At 40.7% G+C, this 2,451-nt stretch carries 3 protein-coding genes; all 3 read left to right on the top strand.

The genetic code is table 11. The features are described 5' to 3' along the window. Positions 1–428 precede the first annotated feature (428 nt). The 3 genes from Q0852_RS23425 (at position 429) to Q0852_RS23415 (ending at position 2,336) form a co-directional block, all read left to right on the top strand. Positions 429–797 (top strand): hypothetical protein, encoded by a 369-nt coding sequence (locus tag Q0852_RS23425; RefSeq protein ID WP_299022612.1) that lies wholly within the window; start codon positions 429–431, stop codon positions 795–797. A gap of 203 nt (positions 798–1,000) precedes the next feature. Further along, on the top strand, positions 1,001–1,225 hold the full coding sequence (locus Q0852_RS23420; RefSeq protein WP_299022800.1) for a hypothetical protein: 225 nt from the start codon (positions 1,001–1,003) through the stop codon (positions 1,223–1,225). Positions 1,226–2,030: 805 nt separating this feature from the next. After that, a complete protein-coding gene (locus Q0852_RS23415; protein WP_299022798.1) occupies positions 2,031–2,336 on the top strand; it encodes a hypothetical protein in 306 nt (101 codons plus the stop codon). Positions 2,337–2,451 lie beyond the last annotated feature (115 nt).

The raw sequence follows: 2,451 nt of genomic DNA, 5'->3' as shown, positions 1-2,451 counted from the left end.
ATAAAGTATGGCGAAACGCAGGTTATCTGATTTATTGCTGCCTTTAACTCTGGCAATGAACCACCGCATTATTCATCGTTACAATGCAGTGAAAGGGTTGTCGGTTTCTCTGCCGATCACTCCGGTGATGCAGCCCTAAGAAACACTTCATCAGTTTGTCATGCAAATGTATCTGGTTCAAAGTGTTGATAGTTCATGGGAAAATACAATTTCGAGGTTGTTGCGTCCCATGTTTGAAGGCGGGATGCGTTGAGAGTCCACCTTCCAAGCTCGGACAGCGCACATGGAAATGCCTAACAAAGGCATCAAGGTGACTTGTTACACTCGGCAGTTTTGGTTTGGGGTTTAGTGCGCTTGGTAGGTTAGTCGTGGCGCACCTTATGCCCGGCGTTATGCGTATTAGGAGTCTATAGTACAAGGAGTGTTTTGTGGACTACAAACAACAGGTTACATCAGTATCTTTGGCTTTTTCGTCATTGGGTATTTTACGAAAACTATTTTTAGTTTTTATTTGGGTTTGTACTTTTGTGATAACTCTTGGTGGCATAGTCTGGTTGTTTTTCCCTGAGATAATGCAAAGTGAACTTGGAATTTCTAATGAAATGTTGTTTCTTCTGTGTATTCTCTGGGTTATACATTCATGTTGGATACATTTAGCGGTAGTTAAAAGGAAAACTAGTCAGCTAATAGTTTTAGGTCTGTTACAAATTATTCCTTTTGCTAATTTAATCGGAGCGTTAATTTTTGCTGGTATTTACTATGTAAGTAAATCTGAAGTTAATAAGCAAAGTGATTAGTTAGCGAAGTTTGACCATTATAGATAATCAGAGTTGAATCACATTCAGTCCTGCTCAACTGATGCGCGCATAACAAGGCAATCAAGGGTGACGCGTTACACTCGGCGGTTTGGGTATGGAGTTCGGTGCGCTTTGTTAGTTCAGTGGGGCGCACCTTATTGCAGGCGTTAGGTGCTTTATCATTTTAGTCAGATGGTTCAAATATGAATATTGAAAAAATCGAAGATGTTGTGTCTGAAAATCTCGGGGAAGGATACAAGATTGTTTATGAAAATGGTGAATTATCACCAGCGATTGAATGGGTAGATTGGGTGCAATTGTCGGATGATGAAAATGATGTTCAAGTAGAAGTCCATTTTGAAGATGATAGTGAGAAAGCTTTTAATAAAGGTCTGAAACTACGTCAAATTTGGCATGAAGATGTCTAATGTGACTCCTTCAGGTAAAACCTCACGATACCTACTACGTGCCACGAGAAAGCTTGAAAGTAGTATATCGTAGACGTTGAGCCAGCACCTAACAAAGGCATCAAGGGTGACGCGTTACACTCGGCAGTTTTGGTATGAAGTTTAGTGGGCTTGGTGAGTTTATCGTGGCGCACCTTATGCCCGGCGTTATGGCTTAAAAGCACAGGCAACGTGGTTTTCGCTTCAAGGTTTGTGGGTCAAGCTTAGCGGCTATCAAGCCGAACTTTTCAGGCGATATAACTGAACGCTTATCGGTATAACGAACTGTGAGTTCGGCGGGTTTTGTCCGCAGCACGCTTGATTTTCCAGTTGCTCTCGCTGTCAGAAATGCTAGAAACATCATCGAAAGAAAACCCTCTAAATTAGGCTTCGGATTATCCAGTTTCAATTCTTATAAAATTTATCCGAAGCTGCTGATTTATATCTGCTGGTAAAGAGCCATTCTTTGTTCAATGGCTACTGATTTTGCTAGTTGGTTCATGAAGTTATGTATAAATTTCTGTCTGGGTTTTATTGGTAGGGTAAACTGGCTGGCGTTCGAGCAGATAAATTTGTAGCGGTAGCGTGCTTGGTAAGTGATTTAAATTCATTGAGTTTGCCATAACAAGGCAATCAAGGTGATGCGTTACACTCGGCAGTTTTGGTTTGAAGTTCGGTGTGCTTTGCTGGTTCGGTGGGGCACACCTTATTGCAGGCGTTAGCTGCTTTTCGTAGGTAATAGTTCAGTTGGTAAATTGGTTCAAAACAAAAAAAGGATGAAATTGTAATGTACGAAGATATCAATAAAGTTCTTGAAAATATTAAACTTCATTTCGAAACTAAGTTTGATGAGCCGTTTGAAATGGTTAGGAGTGGAAGATATGTCACATATCAATCACATAGCTACTATTTCAAAGTGATGGCTGCATTCATTCAAGCACGAGTAGCATCGGATTTTTTGGTCTCTATAGAAGACCGAATTGATGAGGTAATTAAAAGTGTCAGCATTGAAAAAAATGCTCACTATCGGTTTACATCAAAATCGGTAGATAAACCTTTACCGATCGAATATTGCCTAGACCTCATTGAGTAATTAAATCGCTATAGTTGCGTGATCTTCAGTTGCGCAGCTAACAAGGCAATCAAGGTGATGCGTTACACTCGGCGGTTTTGGTACGAAGTTCGGTGCGCTTTGCTGGTTTAGTGGG

Source organism: uncultured Photobacterium sp. (assembly GCF_947502415.1).
In the GTDB taxonomy this organism is placed as follows: domain Bacteria; phylum Pseudomonadota; class Gammaproteobacteria; order Enterobacterales; family Vibrionaceae; genus Photobacterium.
This window is presented reverse-complemented; position numbering and strand designations above follow the sequence as displayed.